Annotated in this window: 14 protein-coding genes and 1 pseudogene; 8 read left to right on the top strand and 7 right to left on the bottom strand. The window is 69.4% G+C overall.

The features are described 5' to 3' along the window. Positions 1–19: 19 nt before the first annotated feature. Together secA and U742_RS0112675 are read left to right on the top strand one after the other, a co-directional pair. Entirely contained in the window at positions 20–2818 is a 2799-nt protein-coding gene (gene secA / locus U742_RS0112680) for a preprotein translocase subunit SecA (protein ID WP_029353544.1), read from the top strand. Between the two features lie 225 nt (positions 2819–3043). After that, positions 3044–3910, top strand: a complete 867-nt coding sequence (locus U742_RS0112675) for a DMT family transporter (RefSeq protein WP_029353542.1) — start codon at positions 3044–3046, stop codon at positions 3908–3910. Between the two features lie 12 nt (positions 3911–3922). Here the strand turns inward: U742_RS0112675 and U742_RS0112670 are convergent, their stop codons facing one another. The 6 genes from U742_RS0112670 to U742_RS23375 all read right to left on the bottom strand — a co-directional run bounded on the left by U742_RS0112670 (position 3923) and on the right by U742_RS23375 (position 10661). Further along, on the bottom strand, positions 3923–5587 hold the full coding sequence (locus U742_RS0112670) for a L,D-transpeptidase family protein (RefSeq protein WP_051661124.1): 1665 nt from the start codon (positions 5585–5587) through the stop codon (positions 3923–3925). A 169-nt stretch (positions 5588–5756) separates the two neighbouring features. Continuing rightward, a complete protein-coding gene (locus U742_RS0112665; RefSeq protein ID WP_029353539.1) occupies positions 5757–6710 on the bottom strand; it encodes an acetyl-CoA carboxylase carboxyltransferase subunit alpha in 954 nt (317 codons plus the stop codon). A 177-nt stretch (positions 6711–6887) separates the two neighbouring features. Continuing rightward, positions 6888–8006 carry a PLP-dependent cysteine synthase family protein gene (locus U742_RS0112660; RefSeq protein WP_038361389.1) on the bottom strand — a complete coding sequence of 373 codons (1119 nt, stop codon included), beginning with the start codon at positions 8004–8006 and terminating at the stop codon, positions 6888–6890. A gap of 35 nt (positions 8007–8041) precedes the next feature. Next, a complete protein-coding gene (locus tag U742_RS0112655; protein WP_029353532.1) occupies positions 8042–9433 on the bottom strand; it encodes a pyridoxal phosphate-dependent decarboxylase family protein in 1392 nt (463 codons plus the stop codon). 77 nt (positions 9434–9510) lie between these two features. Beyond that, on the bottom strand, positions 9511–10521 hold the full coding sequence (locus U742_RS0112650) for a site-specific tyrosine recombinase XerD (RefSeq protein WP_029353531.1): 1011 nt from the start codon (positions 10519–10521) through the stop codon (positions 9511–9513). Next, positions 10518–10661: a hypothetical protein gene (locus U742_RS23375; protein WP_197028249.1), complete on the bottom strand. Its 144-nt coding sequence runs from the start codon at positions 10659–10661 to the stop codon at positions 10518–10520. The genes U742_RS0112650 and U742_RS23375 overlap by 4 nt, the downstream gene beginning before the upstream one ends. 179 nt (positions 10662–10840) lie before the next feature. Between U742_RS23375 and U742_RS0112640 the strand changes: the two genes are divergently transcribed. The 3 genes and pseudogenes from U742_RS0112640 to U742_RS0112630 form a co-directional block, all read left to right on the top strand. Continuing rightward, positions 10841–11455: a shikimate kinase gene (locus U742_RS0112640; protein ID WP_156034220.1), complete on the top strand. Its 615-nt coding sequence runs from the start codon at positions 10841–10843 to the stop codon at positions 11453–11455. Continuing rightward, positions 11452–12579, top strand: coding sequence for a 3-dehydroquinate synthase (gene aroB / locus U742_RS0112635; RefSeq protein ID WP_029353528.1), 1128 nt, complete (start codon positions 11452–11454; stop codon positions 12577–12579). Before U742_RS0112640 ends, aroB begins: the two co-directional genes overlap by 4 nt. Positions 12580–12740: 161 nt before the next feature. Next, positions 12741–13454 (top strand): annotated as a pseudogene (locus U742_RS0112630) (transporter associated domain-containing protein); the annotation flags it as partial. Between the two features lie 64 nt (positions 13455–13518). Here the strand turns inward: U742_RS0112630 and U742_RS0112625 are convergent. Beyond that, positions 13519–13815 carry a BolA family protein gene (locus tag U742_RS0112625; protein ID WP_029353523.1) on the bottom strand — a complete coding sequence of 99 codons (297 nt, stop codon included), beginning with the start codon at positions 13813–13815 and terminating at the stop codon, positions 13519–13521. Positions 13816–13926: 111 nt separating this feature from the next. Between U742_RS0112625 and U742_RS0112615 the strand changes: the two genes are divergently transcribed. The 3 genes from U742_RS0112615 (at position 13927) to cobT (ending at position 17618) form a co-directional block, all read left to right on the top strand. Beyond that, positions 13927–14553: a J domain-containing protein gene (locus U742_RS0112615; RefSeq protein ID WP_029353521.1), complete on the top strand. Its 627-nt coding sequence runs from the start codon at positions 13927–13929 to the stop codon at positions 14551–14553. 121 nt (positions 14554–14674) lie between these two features. Continuing rightward, complete coding sequence (gene cobS, locus U742_RS0112610) at positions 14675–15661, top strand: cobaltochelatase subunit CobS (RefSeq protein ID WP_029353519.1); 987 nt, start codon at positions 14675–14677, stop codon at positions 15659–15661. A gap of 4 nt (positions 15662–15665) precedes the next feature. Next, entirely contained in the window at positions 15666–17618 is a 1953-nt protein-coding gene (gene cobT / locus U742_RS0112605; RefSeq protein WP_029353516.1) for a cobaltochelatase subunit CobT, read from the top strand. The last annotated feature ends 679 nt before the right edge of the window (positions 17619–18297 follow it).

Below are 18297 nucleotides of genomic sequence, written 5' to 3'. Positions count from 1 at the left end.
ACACGGATTGGAAGACGCGATGTTCGGCGCTCTTGCGCGAAAGATTTTCGGATCGGCCAACGACCGCCGCGTGCGCGGCTATCAGCCGAAGGTCGCGGCCATCAATGCCCTGGAGCCGGAGCTTGTGGCGCTGAGCGATGCGGAGCTGCGCGCCCGCACCGACCAGTTCCGCCGCGAGCTCGCCGAGGGCAAGAGCCTCGACGACCTGCTGGTGCCAGCCTTCGCCACCGTGCGCGAGGCCGCCAAGCGCGCCCTCGGCCAGCGCCATTTCGACGTCCAGCTCGTCGGCGGCATGGTGCTGCACGAGCGCGGCATCGCCGAGATGCGCACCGGTGAAGGCAAGACGCTGGTCGCCACCACCGCGGTCTATCTCAACGCGCTGACCGGCAAGGGCGTGCACGTTGTCACCGTGAACGACTACCTCGCCCGCCGCGACGCCGAATGGATGGGCCGCGTCTACAGCTTCCTCGGCCTCACCGTCGGCATCATCGTCCACGGCATGGACGACAACGAGCGCCGCGCCGCCTATGCCTGCGACGTCACCTACGCGACCAACAACGAGCTCGGCTTCGACTATCTGCGCGACAATATGAAGTACGAGCTGAACCAGATGGTTCAGCGCCCGCACCATTTCGCGGTGGTGGACGAGGTGGACTCGATCCTCATCGACGAGGCGCGTACCCCGCTCATCATCTCCGGCCCGCTGGACGACCGCTCGGACTTCTACAACACCATCGACACCTACATTCCGAAGCTGTCGAAGGAGGATTACGAGGTCGACGAGAAGCAGCGCTCCGTCACCATGACCGAAGCCGGCATGGAGAAGATCGAGGGCCTGCTGCGCGACGCTGGCCTGCTTAAGTCCGACAGCCTCTACGACATCGAGAACGTCTCGGTGGTGCACCACGTCAATCAGGCGCTGCGCGCCCATACCCTGTTCCAGCGCGACAAGGACTACATCGTGCGCAACGGCGAGGTCGTCATCATCGACGAGTTCACCGGCCGCATGATGCCGGGCCGCCGCTATTCGGAAGGCCTGCACCAGGCGCTGGAGGCCAAGGAGCGCGTGCAGGTCCAGCCGGAGAACCAGACGCTCGCCTCCATCACCTTCCAGAACTATTTCCGCATGTACGAGAAGCTGGCCGGCATGACCGGTACGGCGAACACGGAAGCGGCGGAGTTCCAGGACATCTACCGGCTCGAAGTCATCGAGATTCCGACCAACCTGCCGGTTAAGCGCATCGACGACGACGATGAGGTCTACCGGACGGCGGGTGAAAAATACAACGCCATCATCGAGCTGATCGCCGACTGCAAGACCCGCGGCCAGCCGGTGCTGGTCGGCACCACCTCGATCGAGAAGTCCGAGCTGCTCGCCGAGCTGTTGAAGACCCGCGGCTTCCGCCAGAAGGACTTCACCGACCCGGACGCCTTCCGCCCGCTCTATGACGGCGACGAGGGCGAGGCCGACGAGAAGGTGTTCGCGGTGCTGAACGCCCGCCACCACGAGCAGGAATCCTACATCGTGGCGCAGGCCGGCGTGCCCGGCGCCATCACCATCGCCACCAACATGGCTGGTCGCGGCACCGACATCCAGCTCGGCGGCAACGCCGACATGCGCATCGCCCACGAGCTCGAATCCATGCCCGAGGGCGAGCAGCGCGCGGCCGCCGAGAAGACCATCCGCGAGGAGGTCGCCCGGCTGAAGCAGAAGGCGCTCGACGCCGGCGGCCTGTTCGTGCTCGGCACCGAGCGCCACGAGAGCCGGCGCATCGACAACCAGTTGCGCGGCCGTTCCGGCCGCCAGGGCGACCCCGGCCATTCCAAGTTCTTCCTGTCGCTGGAAGACGACCTGATGCGCATCTTCGGGTCGGACCGGCTCGACGGCATGCTGCAGAAGCTCGGCCTCAAGGAAGGCGAGGCGATCATCCACCCCTGGATCAACAAGGCGCTGGAGAAGGCGCAGCAGAAGGTCGAGGCGCGCAACTACGACATCCGCAAGAACCTGCTGAAATACGACGACGTGATGAACGACCAGCGCAAGGTGGTGTTCGAGCAGCGCGTCGAGCTGATGCAGGACGAGGACGTCGCCGAGACCGTGGCCGAGATGCGCCACGGCGTGATCGACGATCTGGTGACCAAGTTCGTGCCGCCCACTGCCTATCCCGAGCAGTGGGACACCGCCGGCCTCGCCGAGGCGCTGCACAACATGCTCGGCCTCGACCTGCCGGTCGCCGACTGGGCGAAGGAAGAGGGCATCGCCGACGAGGAGATGCGCGAGCGCATCCAGACCCGCGCCGACGAGGCGATGGCCGCCAAGGTCGCGCAGTACGGCCCGGAGATCATGCGCTATGTCGAGAAGTCGATCCTGCTGCAGACGCTCGACCATCTCTGGCGCGAGCATCTCGTCACCCTCGACCATCTGCGCCAGGTCATCGGCCTGCGCGGCTATGCCCAGCGCGACCCGCTGAACGAGTACAAGTCCGAGGCCTTCCAGCTCTTCGAGGCCATGCTCGCCAGCCTGCGCGAGGCGGTCACCGCCCAGCTCATGCGCGTCGAGGTGATGACCGCGCCGCCGCCGGAGGACAGCCTGCCGCCGATGATGCTCGAGCACGCCGACGCCACCACCGGCGAGAACGAGTTCGCGATGGCCGATGCCGAACTCGCCCGCGAGGCGACGCTGGCCCCCGCCGAGGACGCCGCCTCGCCGAACCGCGACCCGAACGACCCGTCGAGCTGGGGCCGCGTCGGACGCAACGAGCCCTGCCCCTGCGGCTCGGGCAAGAAATACAAGCACTGCCACGGACGGTTTGCCTGAGGTGGCCGGGCGGCTGTGCCGTCGTATCGCAGTTGCGGCGGCCGGTCTCCGGGGTGTAGATGAGGGCGATCGACCGAGTGGCAACTAGGGTTCCGGGCGCGAAGGCGCCGCTGGACCGAGCGTTGCGAAAACCATGGCGCGTCGCCATGGCTGCACCCGAGGGATAAAACCCCAGAGGCGGAGACGTCGAGACACCAGATGCCCTTCCGGGCATAAGGAGGTCTCGTGACCTTTCTCGCCTTGGCGCTCGTCGTGGCGGCGGCGCTCATCCATGCAAGCTGGAATCTCATGTCGAAGCGCGCCGCCGATGCCGGCCCGCCCTTCGTCGTCGCCTATAACCTCATCGCCTGCCTCGCCTACGCGCCCTGGGTCGGCTGGCTGCTTGCCGAGCGCGCGGTGGACTGGAGCTGGCCGGTCGGTGCCTGCATCCTTGCCAGCGGCCTCGTCCATCTCGCCTACAGCCTCTGCCTGCAGCGCGGCTATCAGGTCGCAGACCTTTCCGTAGTCTACCCGGTCGCCCGGGGCAGCGGGCCGCTTCTCTCCGCCACTACGGCCTTTCTTCTCTTCGGAGAACCCGTCACCCTGCCCGGTGTGCTCGGGCTGCTCGCGGTCGTCGCCGGCATCGGGCTCATCGCGACGCAGGGCAGCTTCGCCGCCTTTCGAAAAAGGGAAGGCCATCTCGGCGTGTGCTGGGGCCTCGCGACGGGCGGGCTGATCGCCACCTATACCGTCATCGACGCCTATGGGGTGAAAGCACTCGCCATCGCGCCGGTACTGCTCGACTGGTTCTCGAACCTCGTGCGCGCCACCCTTCTGACGCCGGTGATGTTCGCGAACCCTGTGGGCTTCCGCGCGGCCATGCGGGGCCGTTGGCATCTCGCCCTCGGCGTCGGCCTGCTCTCGCCGTTGTCCTACATACTGGTGCTGGCAGCGCTCGACATCGGCGCCCCGGTCAGCGCCGTCGCCCCCATGCGCGAAATGTCGATGATGGTCGGCGCGCTGCTCGGACTGCTCATCCTGAAGGAGCCGGTCGGACCGTGGCGGCTCGCCGGCTGCGCCGTGCTCATTGCTGGCGTGCTGTTGCTCGCGTGAAACCGCACGCGCCTACTGGCCGAACGTCCCTGGAGTGACGATTGTCGCGCCCGGCAGGCTCGGCGTTTCGATCCACTGGGCGTCCGAGGCCTGGGCGGCCGCCGCCTGCGGCGCCGGCGCGACGGATTGGGATGCGGCGGGCTGGGAAGCCGGCTGGGCCGCCGCCGCGCGCGGCGTGGCGGCGGGCGCGGTCGCCTGCGGCTTGGGCGCCGCCGGGCGGGTCGGCGGCACCGGAACGGCGGCGGGCGTGGCCATAGCCACCGGCGCGGCCGGCTCGGGCTCGCCTTGCCCGAACCACTTGCCGAGCGAGGAAAGGCCGAGACGCGACGACAGCGAGGGCGAGGCGGACGGCGCCGGCGCGGCGGACGACGCCACAGGAGCGGAAGACGGCGCGGTCGCCGACGGCGCGGGAGCGGCCGCCGGTTCGTCGCCACCGCCGAAGAACTTCGTCACGCCGCTCAGGAAGCCGCCGCTGTCGATCGAGGCGACGCGGGTTGCCGGCGCGGCGGGCGCGCTGTTGTTCGCGAACAGCACCGTCTCGGGCTGGGCGCGCGGCGCGCCGGCCGGGCGGGGCATCGGCATCGGCACGTTCGCCGAGGCGAGCGCGACGCTCTCGGTGGCGCTCGGCGTCGCACTGTCGGGCGCGAGCAGTTCGGCCGGCGCCGGCTCGTTGGTCGCGACGCCATAGTCGAGCCCCGGCGGCTTCACCACCGGCGGCAGCGAGCCCGGCGCCTTCAGCTTCGGGTTCTGCAGCTTGGCGAGGAACACCTGGTTCATCCCGCCGTCCTTGCCGGTGCGCACCGGCGCGACCGGCGTCATCGGCGACAGCGCGGCGATGCGCGCCGTGTCGGCCGCCTTGCGCGCCGCGACCTGCTGTTGGATGTCCTCCGGCTGCGTGAATTCGGGGCAGGGGCCGCTCGGATTGAACTTCTGCGTCGGGTCGGTCGGCGTCGCGTTGAAGACGTAGCGCTTCTCGCACACGTCGACCTTGGGCGGCGCCTTGGCGATCTCGAAGGCGTCGTGGCCTTCCTTGATCATCCGCCAGAACGGCATGCTCGGATTGTTCCGGTGACGCGCCATGTTCGAGGCGGTCATGTGGAACGGATAGGCCTGCACCTGGAAGGAGCGCTGCCCGCCGAGGAAGCTGTCGCGCCCGAGCGCGAAGATCTCCTGCACCTGCTCGTCGGTCATGGCGTAGCAGCCCGAGGACGAGCAGTCGCCATGCACCATCAGATTGGCGCCGGTGCGGCCCCACGCTTTGTCATAGGCGTTGGGGAAGCCCATGTTGAAGGCGAGGTAGTAGTTCGAATTCGGGTTCATCTGGCCCGGCGTGATGGTGTAGAAGCCTTCCGGCGCCTGCCGGTCGCCTTCCTTCACCTTCGGACCGAGCTCGCCCGACCAGCGGCAGATCGGATAGGTCTTGAGCAGCGCATACTCGCCGTTGCGCGTCTCCTTCCAGACCTCCAGCTCCGACTCTTCCTTGAAGATGCGCACGACGATGGGGCTGTCCTTCGTCATGCCCTTGCTCTCGATGAGCGAGACCATCTCGGGCGAGAGCGGCTTCATCGCCTTGGCGCCCGGTCCCGGTCCGCTGCCACCGTTGCAGGCGGCGAGCGCCAGCGCCGCGACGCCGGCCAGCAGCGCCCCGCGCCAGCGCGCGGCAAGGCCGCTGCGCATGGTGACAGGCCGACGCCCCCGCGACGGCTGCGAAGGAACCCCAGCGATCAACGCGCGACTCCCCTGAACGCCCCGACGAACAGCAACATGGGTAAGCGTTATCCTCGACAGGCCGTTCCCGCAAGCCCGGCCCCCGATACCGGTCGTCAGTCACGGCATCATGGCACCTTCAGAGATTGCGACCGATCGCCAGGAACTTCTCGCGCCGCGCCTTGCGCAGGGCGGAAGCATCGAGCCCCTGCAGGCTCTCCAGCGCCGCCTCGATCGCGTTGCCCGCCGCGTCCATCGTCGCGTCGGGATCGCGATGCGCGCCCCCAGTCGGCTCCGGCACGATGGTGTCGATGATGCCGAGTCTCGCGAGGTCCTGCGCAGTGATGCGCATATTGGTCGCCGCCTCCTGCGCCTTGGCAGTGTCGCGCCACAGGATCGAGGCCGCGCCTTCCGGCGAGATGACGCTGTAGATCGAGTGCTCCAGCATCAGCACCCGGTTTGCGGTGGCGAGCGCGATCGCCCCGCCCGAGCCGCCCTCGCCGATGATGAGGGCGACGTTCGGCACGCCGAGCGAGAGGCACGCATCGGTCGAGCGGGCGATCGCCTCGGCCTGGCCGCGCTCCTCCGCGCCGATGCCGGGATAGGCGCCGGCGGTGTCGACCAGCGAGATGACCGGTAGCGAAAAGCGGTCGGCGAGCTCCATCAGCCGCGCCGCCTTGCGGTAACCCTCCGGCCGCGCCATGCCGAAATTGTGCTTGATGCGGGTCTCGGTGGACGACCCCTTCTCCTGCCCGATGAGGCACACCGCCTGCCCGCGGAAGCGCGCGAAGCCGCCGAGGATCGCCGCGTCCTCGCCGAACTTGCGGTCGCCGGCGAGCGGCGTGAAGTCCTCGAACACGCGCGCCGTATAGTCGGAGAAGTGCGGGCGCATCGGGTGGCGGGCCACCTGCGTCTTCTGCCAGGGCGTCAGGTTCGCGTAGAGCTGGACCAGCGCCTCGCCGGCCTTGGCCTCCAGCCGGCCGATATCGTCGCTGATCGCGACCGCGCCGCCTTCCGCCGAGAGCGCGCGCAATTCCTCGAGCTTCGCCTCGAGCTCGGCAACGGGCTTTTCAAAATCGAGGTAGCTGCGCATCGGCGATGGGAGATCCGGATTGATCGGAAAAGCGAGGGGCAAAGCGAAACTGGCACATACTGATGACGGCGGTGCGGACAGATACCGGCAGCCGCCGCCAAAGGCAAACCCCGGCGGGTCCTTCCCCAACGGCGCGGCCGGCCCGGCGGTTTCACGATGGGGCGATCCGCCGGCGGCTCAGCGCTCCGGCAGGAACGCGCCGGTGTCGAGGAAGCGCTCGATCGTGGTGCGGTGGGGAGCGATGTCGATGCCGTTCGCCTTCAGCCAGTCGGCGTCGAAATAGGTCGAGGCGTAGCGCTCGCCGCTGTCACAGATCAGCGTCACCAGCGCGCCCCCGCGCTTCTCGCGCAGCATCGCCGCGGCAAGGCGGCACAGCGCGTAGAAATTCGTGCCGGTCGAGCCGCCGACCCGGCGGAACAGCCGGTCCGAGAGCACATGCGCGGCGGCGATGGAGGCTGCGTCGGGAACCCGCATCATGTGGTCGATGGCGCCGGGGGTGAAGGACGGCTCGACGCGCGGCCTGCCGACCCCCTCGATCCGCGAGGGGGTGGAGCAGGTGACGGACATGTCCCCGGTGACATAGGCGTCGTAGAACGCCGAATGCTCGACATCCGCGACGCAGAGTCGCGTCGGCAGGTTGCGGTAGCGGATATAGCGCCCGATCGTCGCCGAGGTGCCGCCGGTCCCCGCGCTCATCACGATCCAGTCGGGCACCGGGGCCGGCTCGGCCTGCATCTGGTTGAAGATGCTCTCGGCGATGTTGTTGTTGCCGCGCCAGTCGGTCGCCCGCTCGGCATTGGTGAACTGGTCGAGATAGTGGCCTCCGGTCGCCCGCGCGAGCTCGGCGGCGACGCCGTAGACCTCGCCGGGCGTGTCGACGAAATGGCAGCGGCCGCCGAAGCTCTCGATCGCCTCGACCTTGGCGCGGCTGGTCGAGCGCGGCATCACCGCGATGAAGGGCAGGCCGAGCAGCCGGGCGAAATAGGCCTCGCTCACCGCCGTCGAGCCGGAGGACGCCTCGACCAGCGTCGTGCCCTCGTCGATCCGCCCGTTGCAGATGCCGTAGAGCAGCAGCGAATGGGCGAGCCGGTGCTTGAGGCTGCCGGTCGGATGGGTGGATTCATCCTTGAGATAGATGGACAGGCCGCCGAGCCCAGCGAAGAACGGCTTGAGAAGGTGCGTGTCCGCCGAGCGCCGGCGGTCGCCCTGCAGCAGCTCGATGGCGCGGCGTGTCCATGCGCGGTCCCGGCAGGCGGGAAGTGCGATGTCGTCACTCTCCAAGGGCGTGTCCCCCATTGCGGCTTGCCGGGCCGTGCTCAACCCGCGCGGCGTCAGGCGGCGGGGCGGTCATTGAGATCGTCCGCGGCGGCGAGGACCTCCTCGACGATCATCGCGACGTCCTCCGGCCGGGTGCGGTGATTGACGAAGCAGGCCCGGAGCGCGAACTGCCCGTTAATCGTCGCGTTCGACAGATACACCCGCCCGCGCGCCAGCACCCGCCGCAGCACCGCGGCATTGTCCCGCGCGCGATGCCGGAAGCACACCGCGCTGAGCGGTACCGGCGCGAGCAGTTCGAGCTCGGGACGGGCCGCGACCGCCTCGGCCAGCATCTGCGCATGGCCGAGATCGCGCGCGATCGCCGCGCGGAAAGCGGCACGCCCGTGATATTGCAGCGACATCCAGAGCTTCAGGGCGCGGAAACGGCGGGTGAGCTCCACCGATTCCTCGAAGAAGGCGAACGCCTCCTGCGGATTCTCGTTCAGCGCCCGCACATAGTCGCCGCTGTGCGAGAAGGCGAGGCGCGCGACCGCTGCGTCGCGATAGACGAGACAGCCGCAATCGACCGGCTGGTAGAGCCATTTATGCGCGTCGAGGGAGAGCGAATCGACCTCCGACAGCCCGCGGAACTGTTCCGGCATCGCCAGCGCGGCGAGCCCGCCATAGGCGCCGTCGACATGCATCCACAGCCATTCGCGGCGGGCGATTGCGGCGATCTCTTCAAGCGGGTCGATGGCGCCAGTTGCCACCGCGCCGGCCGTCGCGACGATCGCGATCGGCGTCGCGCCCGAGGCCCGATCCTGCGCGATCGCCGCTTCCAGCGCGTCGACCCGCATGCGAAAACCGTCGTCGACCGGGATCAGCCGCAGGTTCTTGCGCCCGAGGCCGAGCAGCGCGACCGCCTTCGGGATCGACATGTGCACCTGCTCGGAGGCGTAGACGATGCCCGGCCGGGCGCCGTCCTCATTGGCGGGCAGCTTCGCCTCGCGCGCCATGGCGAGCGCCATCAGGTTGGCCGCCGAGCCGCCGCCGCACAGGCTGCCGGTGAAGCCGGCGCAGCCGACCGCCTCGGCCAGCCAGCCCACGGCGGTCTGCTCGATGGCGGTCGCGGCGGGCGCCGACCGCCAGGCCCCGACATTCTGGTTGAGCACGGCGGCGAGCCATTCGCCGAGCGCCCCGACCGGTTCGCCGGAGCCGAAGACATAGCCGAAGAACCGCCCGCCCGAGGGCCGCACATGCGCGGAGATGCGCGTGAAGTCGTCCAACACCGTGCTTCCACGGCCGGTCTCCGCCCACGGCCTCGCGAACAGCTCCTGCATCTGCCCGGCGCTCGCCACCGGGGCGGCCGGCAGGGCCTCGACCCCGGACCAGTAGGTCCGGGCGAGCCCGAGCGTGCGCTCCATCAGCGCCGACAGCTCCTGATCGGATATCTCCAGCTCGCGCATCTCATCCGCCCCCGCGATTCAATGGGCAGAAGCTAGACCATAATTCGATCCGATGGAGCGGCCCGCGTCGGCAACGGTCATTCCGCCAGCGGGTGCAGGTCCCTGACGAGGCTCTTCAGCCGCTCGTCCAGCACATGCGTATAGATCTGCGTGGTCGAGACGTCGGCGTGGCCGAGCAGGGTCTGCACCACCCTGAGGTCGGCGCCATGGGCGAGCAGGTGGCTGGCGAAGGCGTGGCGCAGCACGTGCGGGGAGAGCTTGGCGGGGTCGAGCCCGGCGTTGAGCGCGAGGTCCTTGAGATCGAGCGCGACCTGCTGGCGGGTGATGTGCCCGCTCGCCGCCGCCGAGGAAAACAGCCAGCGCGAGCCGCCGGTCGCCTTCTGCCCGGCCGGGCGCTTTCCCCCTGCCCTTTTCGCAGCTTTCGCAGCCTCGGCGGCGGCTTGCGATGCGGCCTCCTGCGCGGCGCGGTAGGCGGCCATGGCGGCCTTGGCCGGGTCGCCGAGCGGCACCAGCCGCTCCTTGTTGCCTTTGCCGCGCACGATCAGCGCGTCGCCCTGCGCCCGCGCCGCGCTCGCCGGCAGCGCCGCGAGCTCGGAAACGCGCAGCCCCGTCGCGTAGAGCAGCTCGATGAAGCAGGCAACGCGCGCCCGGCGCGCCCGCTCGGACGGCGAGGCCTGCGGATCGCCGGCGCGCGCATGGGCGGTCTCGATCAGCCGCGTGACCTCGTCGAGCGAGAGCACCTTCGGCAGCGGCCGGCCGCGCTTCGGCCCCTCCAGCACGGCGGCAGGATCGTCGCCCCGGTAGCCCTCGACGTAGAGGAAGCGGTGGAGTTGGCGGATGGCGGAGAGGCGGCGGGCGACGGTGGTGGTGGCGAAGCCGCGCTTCGTCAGCTCGGCGAGATAGGTGCGGATGGCCTGCGTGCCGCCGTCGAGCGGGCCGCACCCCTCGCTCGCGAGGAACTCCGTATAGTCCGACAGATCGCGCCCATAGGCGTCGAGCGTGTTCGGCCCGGCCCCGCGCTCGGCCGCCAGCATGTCGAGGAACAGGGCGACCGGGCCACGCGACGGGATGCCCTTGCCGGCGCTCATTTGGCGAAGCGCTCCTGCGGGACGGTGGCGCTCATCTCGCGCGGATGCGGCTCCACGAGATTGGCGAACACCCAGAGCGTGCCATAGGCGATGCCGCCGATCACTCCGAGGATGACGAGAAGGCGGATCAGGCTCGGCATGGCGGTCGCGGATCTGGCGGTTCGAATCGCGGGATGTCGGTACCCTCCATGCTAGTGCCTTCGCCCCCCTGACGGAACGGCGCGCGCGCCGAATTGCCTCGCCCGGCGACCGGTGATAGGTGGCGGAGCGGCCGGCCTCCCCGCCGGCCATGGAACACCGCCGCATGGACGCCGCCGCCATGGACGCCGCGACCAACGAACCGGAAGACGAGCACGCCGCGCGGGTGCGCCGGCAGCTCGGCGAGCGCTCCATCGTGCTGGTCGGCATGATGGGGGCCGGCAAGTCGTCGCTCGGCAAGCGTCTCGCCCGGCGCATGGGGCTGCCCTTCGTCGATGCCGACACCGAGATCGAGCATGCCGCCGGCATGACCATCCCCGAGATCTTTGCCCAGCACGGCGAGCCCGCTTTCCGGGCCGGCGAGAAGCGCGTCATTGCCCGCCTGCTGGAAGGTGCGCCGAACGTGGTGGCGACCGGCGGCGGCGCTTTCATGAATGGCGAGACCCGCGCGGCCATCGCCGAGCGGGGCGTCTCGGTCTGGCTGAAGGCCGAGCTCGACGTGCTGCTGCGCCGCGTGCGCCGGCGCGACGACCGCCCGCTCCTGAAGAGCGGCGACCCCGCCGCCACGCTGTCGCGGCTGATCGAGGAGCGCTACCCGGTCTATGGTCTCGCCGATGTCACCGTCATCTCGCATGAGGTTCCGCACGAGATCATGGTCGAGGAGGTGATGGCCGCGCTCGGCCAGCACCTTGCGGGATCGCCGGATGCGGACGTGCCGAAAGGAGACGAGGCGTGAGCGCCCTTCACGACATCGAAGCCCCGACCGTGGTGCCTGTCGGCCTCGGCGCCCGCGCCTATGACATCGTGATCGGGCCGGGGCTGATCGCCGGCCTCGGCTCCCGCATCGCCGCGCTGCGGCCCGGCGCGCGGGTCGGCATCGTCACCGACGCCAATGTGGCGGAACGCCATCTCGCGCCGGTCGAAGCCTCGCTGAAGGAGGCCGGCCTCACCCCCTCGACCGTCACCGTGGCGCCGGGCGAGGGCTCGAAGAGCTTCGCCACCTTCGAGGCCGTGCTCGACGGCCTGCTCGCCGCCCGAATCGAGCGGCGCGACCTCGTCCTGGCGCTCGGCGGCGGCGTGGTCGGCGATCTCGCCGGCTTCGCGGCCGCGACGCTGCGGCGCGGCGTCGACTTCGTGCAGGTGCCGACCAGCCTGCTGGCGCAGGTGGATTCCTCCGTCGGCGGCAAGACCGGCATCAATTCGCGCCACGGCAAGAACCTGATCGGCGCCTTCCACCAGCCGGTCCTGGTGCTCGCCGACACCGACGCGCTCGACACGCTCCCCTTGCGCGAGTTCCGCGCCGGCTATGCCGAGGTCGCCAAATACGGGCTGATCGACAACGCCCCCTTCTTCGAGTGGCTGGAGCGCAAATGGCGCGAGGTGTTCGCCGGCGGCCCGGCGCGCATCGAGGCGATCGCCACCAGTTGCGCCTCCAAGGCCGACGTGGTGGCGCGCGACGAGTTCGAGACCGGCGACCGCGCCTTGCTCAATCTCGGCCACACCTTCGGCCACGCGCTGGAGGCCGGCGCCGGCTTCTCGCAGCGCCTGCTGCATGGCGAGGCGGTGGCGGTCGGCATGGCACAGGCCTTCCGGTTCTCGGTCTCGCAGGGCCTGTGCGCGGGCCAGGACGCCGAGCGCGTGGCCGCGCATCTGCGCGCCGTCGGGCTGCCGACCCGCATCGCCGACATCCCCGGCGAACTGCCGGACACCGACGGGCTGATGAACCTGATCGCGCAGGACAAGAAGGTCTCGCGCGGCGCGCTCACCTTCATCCTCGCCCGCGGCATCGGCCAGAGCTTCATCGCCCGCGACGTCGATCCCGCCGCGGTGCGCGCCTTCCTCGAGGCCGAGCGGCAATGAGGTCGCTCGCGGTCATCGCCCGGCTGCGCGCGGCGGCACGGCGACGCCGCAACGAGACGGCCGCCGCGGCGCCCCCGCCACAGCCTCCCGCTCCGAACGAGGAGGAAAAGCTCCGCGAGGCGATCGCGACGCTGCAGACGGCAGCCGGGCTCGCGGACGACGACCGCGACATGGTCGCGGGCCTGCTCAATCTGCGCGAGCTCGAAGTCTCCGACATCATGGTCCACCGCACCAAGATGGCGACGCTCGACGCCGGCGAGCCACCCGAGGAACTGGTGCGCGAGGTGCTGGCCTCCCCCTTCACCCGCCTACCGCTGTGGCGCGACAGTCCGGACAACATCGTCGGCGTGCTGCACGCCAAGGACCTGCTGCGCGAGCTGCAGGCGCTCGCCAACGACGTCACCCGGCTCGACATCCAGAAGATCGCCCTGCCCGCCTGGTTCGTGCCGGACAGCACCTCGGTCGCCGACCAGCTCAAGGCCTTCCGCCGCCGCAAGCAGCATTTCGCGCTGGTGGTCGACGAGTATGGCGAGGTGATGGGCCTCGTCACGCTGGAGGACATATTGGAGGAGATCGTCGGCGATATCGCCGACGAGCACGACATCGCCTTCACCGGCGCCCGCCGCCATCCGGATGGCTCGGTCAGCGTCGAGGGCAGCGTCGCCATCCGCGACCTCAACCGCGCCATGGGCTGGCACCTGCCGGACGAGGAAGCCACCACCATCGCCGGCCTCGTCATCCACGAGGCGCGCATCATCCCCGAGCCGGGCCAGACCTTCATCTTCCACGGCTTCCGCTTCCAGGTGATGCGCAAGCAGCGCAACCGCATCACCCTGCTCCGGGTGATGCCCCTGCCGGCGCAGCGTGTAGCGTGAGGCACCGGCGTCTGGAATTTCGACCCCGCGCACCCATATCTGGCGGGCGACCCAGCCTTTCAGATCATTCCCCCGGCGCCTTCGCCTCGATGGCGAGCGCGTGCAGGCTGCGGGCCAGCTCCGCAGCCAGAAGGCCGTTCACCACCCGATGCCGCTCGATGCGGGACAGTCCGCGGAACGCCTCGGCCACGATGCGTACCCTCAGGTGGGTGAGCTGACCGGGACGATGGCCGCCATGGCCCTCGTGGCGATGGCTTTCATCCTCGAGGTCGAGCACGGTCGGGGAGAGCTCGGCCAGCGCCACGCGGATGCGCGCCAGCGCGTCGGCAACGGCGGGGGAAGGCGGCGTCGGGCTGTTCATGCCGCGATGCGGTACCCGGCGCGCAACACCGCGTCAATATCCGGCCCGCGGAGGCGGTTATGCCCCCGAGGTTTCTTGTATACCTGAGCCCACGCCAGCATAATCGCCGCCATGAAACTCGACTCTCCCATCTTCGATCGCATCCGCGTCAAGCCGGACAAGGACCGGCGCCTGCGCGCCGCCGCCTGCCCGACCTGCGAATGGGCCGGATGCGAGGAGCCGGCCACCCACCGCGCACCCAAGGGGCGGCACCAGGAAGGCCAGTTCTGGCGCTACTGCTTCGAGCATGTGCGCGCCTACAACCAGTCCTACAACTACTTCGCCGGCATGCCGGACGACGCCGTCGCCGCCTATCAGAAGGACGCGCTGACCGGCCACCGGCCGACCTGGAAGATGGGCCAGAACGGCGGGCGCGCCCGCGTCGCCGACGAGTTCCAGCGCAGCCATCCCGGCGCCGGCTTCGCTGATCCCTTCGGCGTGTTCGGTGAGTTCGGCGGCACCGCGCGGCCCGAGGCGGAGCCCGCCCGCGAGAGCCGGATGATCCGCAACGCCGAGCGCAAGGCGCTGGAGACGCTCGGCGTCGAGCTCAGCGCCTCGGCCGAGGAGATCAAGGCCCGCTTCAAGGTGCTCGTAAAGAAATACCACCCCGACGCGAACGGGGGCGACATATCGACCGAAGATCGCCTGCGCGATGTGATTCAGGCCTATAACTACCTGAAAGGCGCAGGCTTCTGTTGATGCTCGATTGTGCCCGTGCCGCTCGACGCGAAGCATTTCGCAGCGCGGCAAAAGGCTTTAAGACAACCTGACGTTCACGAGACGCTCACGACCATGCCGCAGCGGCGGCAACGGAGGAAGGATGACCGCGACCACCACCCAAGCTGCCCCGGTTCCGGACATGAAGGTCTCGGTTCGTCAGGTCTTCGGCCTCGACGTCGATCTCGAAGTGCCGGCCTATGCGGAACCCGACGAATATGTGCCGGACCTCGACCCGGACTATCTGTTCGACCGCGCCACTACCCTCGCCATCCTTGCCGGTTTCGCCCATAACCGCCGCGTGATGGTCACTGGCTATCATGGCACCGGCAAGTCGACCCATATCGAGCAGGTCGCCGCGCGGCTCAACTGGCCTTGCGTGCGCGTCAACCTCGACAGCCACATCAGCCGCATCGACCTGATCGGCAAGGACGCCATCGTGGTGAAGGAAGGCATGCAGGTCACGGAGTTCCGCGACGGCATCCTGCCCTGGGCCTACCAGAACAACGTCGCCCTGGTGTTCGACGAATATGACGCCGGCCGCCCGGACGTGATGTTCGTGATCCAGCGCGTACTGGAATCCTCCGGCCGCCTGACGCTGCTCGACCAGAACCGCGTCATCCGCCCGCACAGCGCCTTCCGGCTGTTCTCGACCGCCAACACCATCGGCCTCGGCGACACCACCGGCCTCTATCACGGCACCCAGCAGATCAACCAGGCGCAGATGGACCGCTGGTCCATCGTCACCTCGCTGAACTACCTGGCCCACGACAAGGAGGTCGACATCGTCGTCGCCAAGGCCAAGCACTTCCAGACCACGGAAGGCCGCGACACGGTCTCGCGCATGGTGCGCCTCGCCGACCTCACGCGGCAGGCCTTCATCAATGGCGACCTGTCGACCGTGATGAGCCCGCGCACGGTGATCACCTGGGCGGAGAACGCGGACATCTTCAAGGATCTCGCCTTCGCCTTCCGCGTCACCTTCCTCAACAAGTGCGACGAACTGGAGCGCACGCTGGTCGCCGAGTTCTACCAGCGCTGCTTCGGCAAGGAGCTGACCGAGTCCGCCGTCAACGTCGCGCTGAGCTGACCTCATGTCCTCGACCAACCGCAATCCGCGCACCCCGCCGAAGGAATCCCCCACCGAGCCGCTGAAGCGGGCGGTGACCGGCTGCCTGCGCGCGATTGCGGGGAATCGGGAGATCGAGGTGACCTTCGGCACCGAGCGGCCGGGCTATGGCGAGGGCCGCGCGCGCCTGCCCGAGCCGAGCCGTCGCCTGACCAAGCAGGACGCCGCCGTGCTGCGCGGCCACGCCGATTCCATGGCGCTGCGCCTCGCCTGCCATGATCCGAAGGTGCACAAGAGGCTGGTGCCCACCGGGCAGGCCGCCCGCGCCGCCTTCGAGGCGGCCGAGCAGACGCGCTGCGAGGCGCTCGGCGCGCTGCGCATGGACGGCGTCGCGCTGAACCTCTCGGCCATGCTGGAGGACCGCTACCAGAAGGCCAACTTCGCCCAGCTCGCCGACCGCTCCGACGCGCCGCTCGAAGACGCGCTCTCGCTGATCCTGCGCGAGCGCCTCACCGGCATGGCGCCGCCGGCCGCCGCGCGCGAGATGGTCAATCTCTGGCGTGGCTTCATCGAGGAACGCGGCGCCACCGCGCTCGACGAGCTGGCGACCGCCGCCGACGACCAGCGACACTTCGCCGAGGCGATGCGCGATCTGCTCTCCTCGCTCGGCATGGGCGAGGACATCGCCCCCTTCGACGAGAACAACGACCCCTCCACCGACGCCGACGACAAGCGCGAGGACGACGCCGGCAAGGGCGCCGACGCCGATCAGGAGGAGAACGCCGAGGGCACCACCGAGGTCGAGAGCGAGCTCTCCTCCGACCAGACGCCCGAGGATTCCGAGGAGCAGCAGGAGCAGCCGACCTCCGAGCTCTCCGACGACGCCGAGCTCGGCGATGCGGATGATTCGAGCGAGCCCTGGCGCCCGCAGACGCCGGCGGTGGCCGAGCCGCGCGCGCCCGAATACCACCCCTTCACGCCGCGCTTCGACGAGACGGTGAACGCCGACGAGCTGTGCGACCCCGAGGAGCTCTCGCGTCTGCGCTCCTATCTCGACAAGCAGCTCGTGCATCTGCAGGGCGTCGTCGCCCGCCTCGCCAACCGGCTGCAGCGCCGGCTGATGGCGCAGCAGAGCCGCGGCTGGGAGTTCGACCTCGAAGAGGGCATGCTCGACCCGGCGCGCCTGCAGCGCGTCATCATCGACCCGATGCAGCCGCTCTCCTTCAAGCGCGAGCGCGACACCGACTTCCGCGACACCGTGGTGACGCTGTTGCTCGACAATTCCGGCTCGATGCGCGGGCGCCCGATCACGGTCGCCGCCGCCTGCGCGGACATACTTGCCAGAACCCTTGAGCGCTGCGGCGTGAAGGTCGAGATCCTCGGCTTCACCACCAAGGCGTGGAAGGGCGGGCAGGCGCGCGAGGCGTGGCTCGCCTCCGGCAAGCCGGTGGCGCCCGGCCGGCTCAACGACCTGCGCCACATCATCTACAAGGCCGCCGACGCCCCCTGGCGCCGCGCGCGCAAGAATCTCGGCCTGATGATGCGCGAGGGCCTTTTGAAGGAGAACATCGACGGCGAGGCGCTGGACTGGGCGCATAACCGCCTGCTGGCGCGCAACGAGTCCCGCCGCATCCTGATGATGATCTCCGACGGCGCGCCGGTCGACGATTCCACTCTCTCGGTGAACCCCGGCAATTATCTGGAGCGGCATCTGCGCTGGATCATTCAGCAGATCGAGGACCGCTCGCCGGTGGAGCTGATCGCCATCGGAATCGGCCACGACGTGACGCGCTACTACAAGCGCGCCGTCACCATCGTCGACGCCGAGGAACTCGGCGGCGCCATGACCGAGAAGCTCGCCGAGCTGTTCGACGAGAAGGCCAACGCGAAGATCGCGCGTGGCGGCTCGCCGCGCGGAGGCCCGTCACGTTCGCCCGCCCGCAGCGCCGGCGCGCCGGCCGGCCAGCGGCTGCAGTGATCCGGCAGTCGGTGGCGGGGGCTCGCGGGCCCCTTCCACTCTGCCCGCTTCCACTCTGAACAACGTCATCCTGAGGTGCCCGCGTCAGCGGGCCTCGAAGAATGGGGGTCAGGCGCACCCGGACGACCATCCTTCGAGGCTCGACCTGCGGTCGAGCACCTCGGGATGACGGCTGCTTTCAGGTGCCTCGCCGCTTCCCGCACCCCGTCATCCCGGCCGCAGCGCAGCGAAGAGCCGGGATCGCGTGCCGACAGACTCATGGCACGATCCGGCGGAGGGGTGCCGGCGGAGGGGCGTCGGCCTGCACGTCGGACGATCCCGGATCGGCCTGCGGCCGTCGGGGATGACGGCTTGCTTCGACCCCGACAATCGCCCCCCTTGAACATCCGCCGCGGCGCCCCATATAGGCGTCATCCCCCAGAACAGGGCGGCCGGTCGGCTGTGTCTCGCGAGGCGAAGCCTCACGCTGAGGTCGGCCTCAGGCGGTGTTTCGTCAACACCGCGCCGGCTCGTGACCGGGTCAGGACGGATGTACTCCGGCCCGGTCTTTCCCTCCCGATCGCCTGACGAGCGATCGGGGCTCTGGCGGGATCGCCTATCGGGCGACCCCTCTTTCCCGCTTTCCTCTGTCGACGCCCCATGCTCTGCCAGCGTGGGGCGTTCGCGTTTTCGGCGCAGA

It is taken from the genome of Allobosea sp. 117, from assembly GCF_000702305.1.
GTDB lineage: Bacteria > Pseudomonadota > Alphaproteobacteria > Rhizobiales > Xanthobacteraceae > Ancylobacter.
This window is presented reverse-complemented; position numbering and strand designations above follow the sequence as displayed.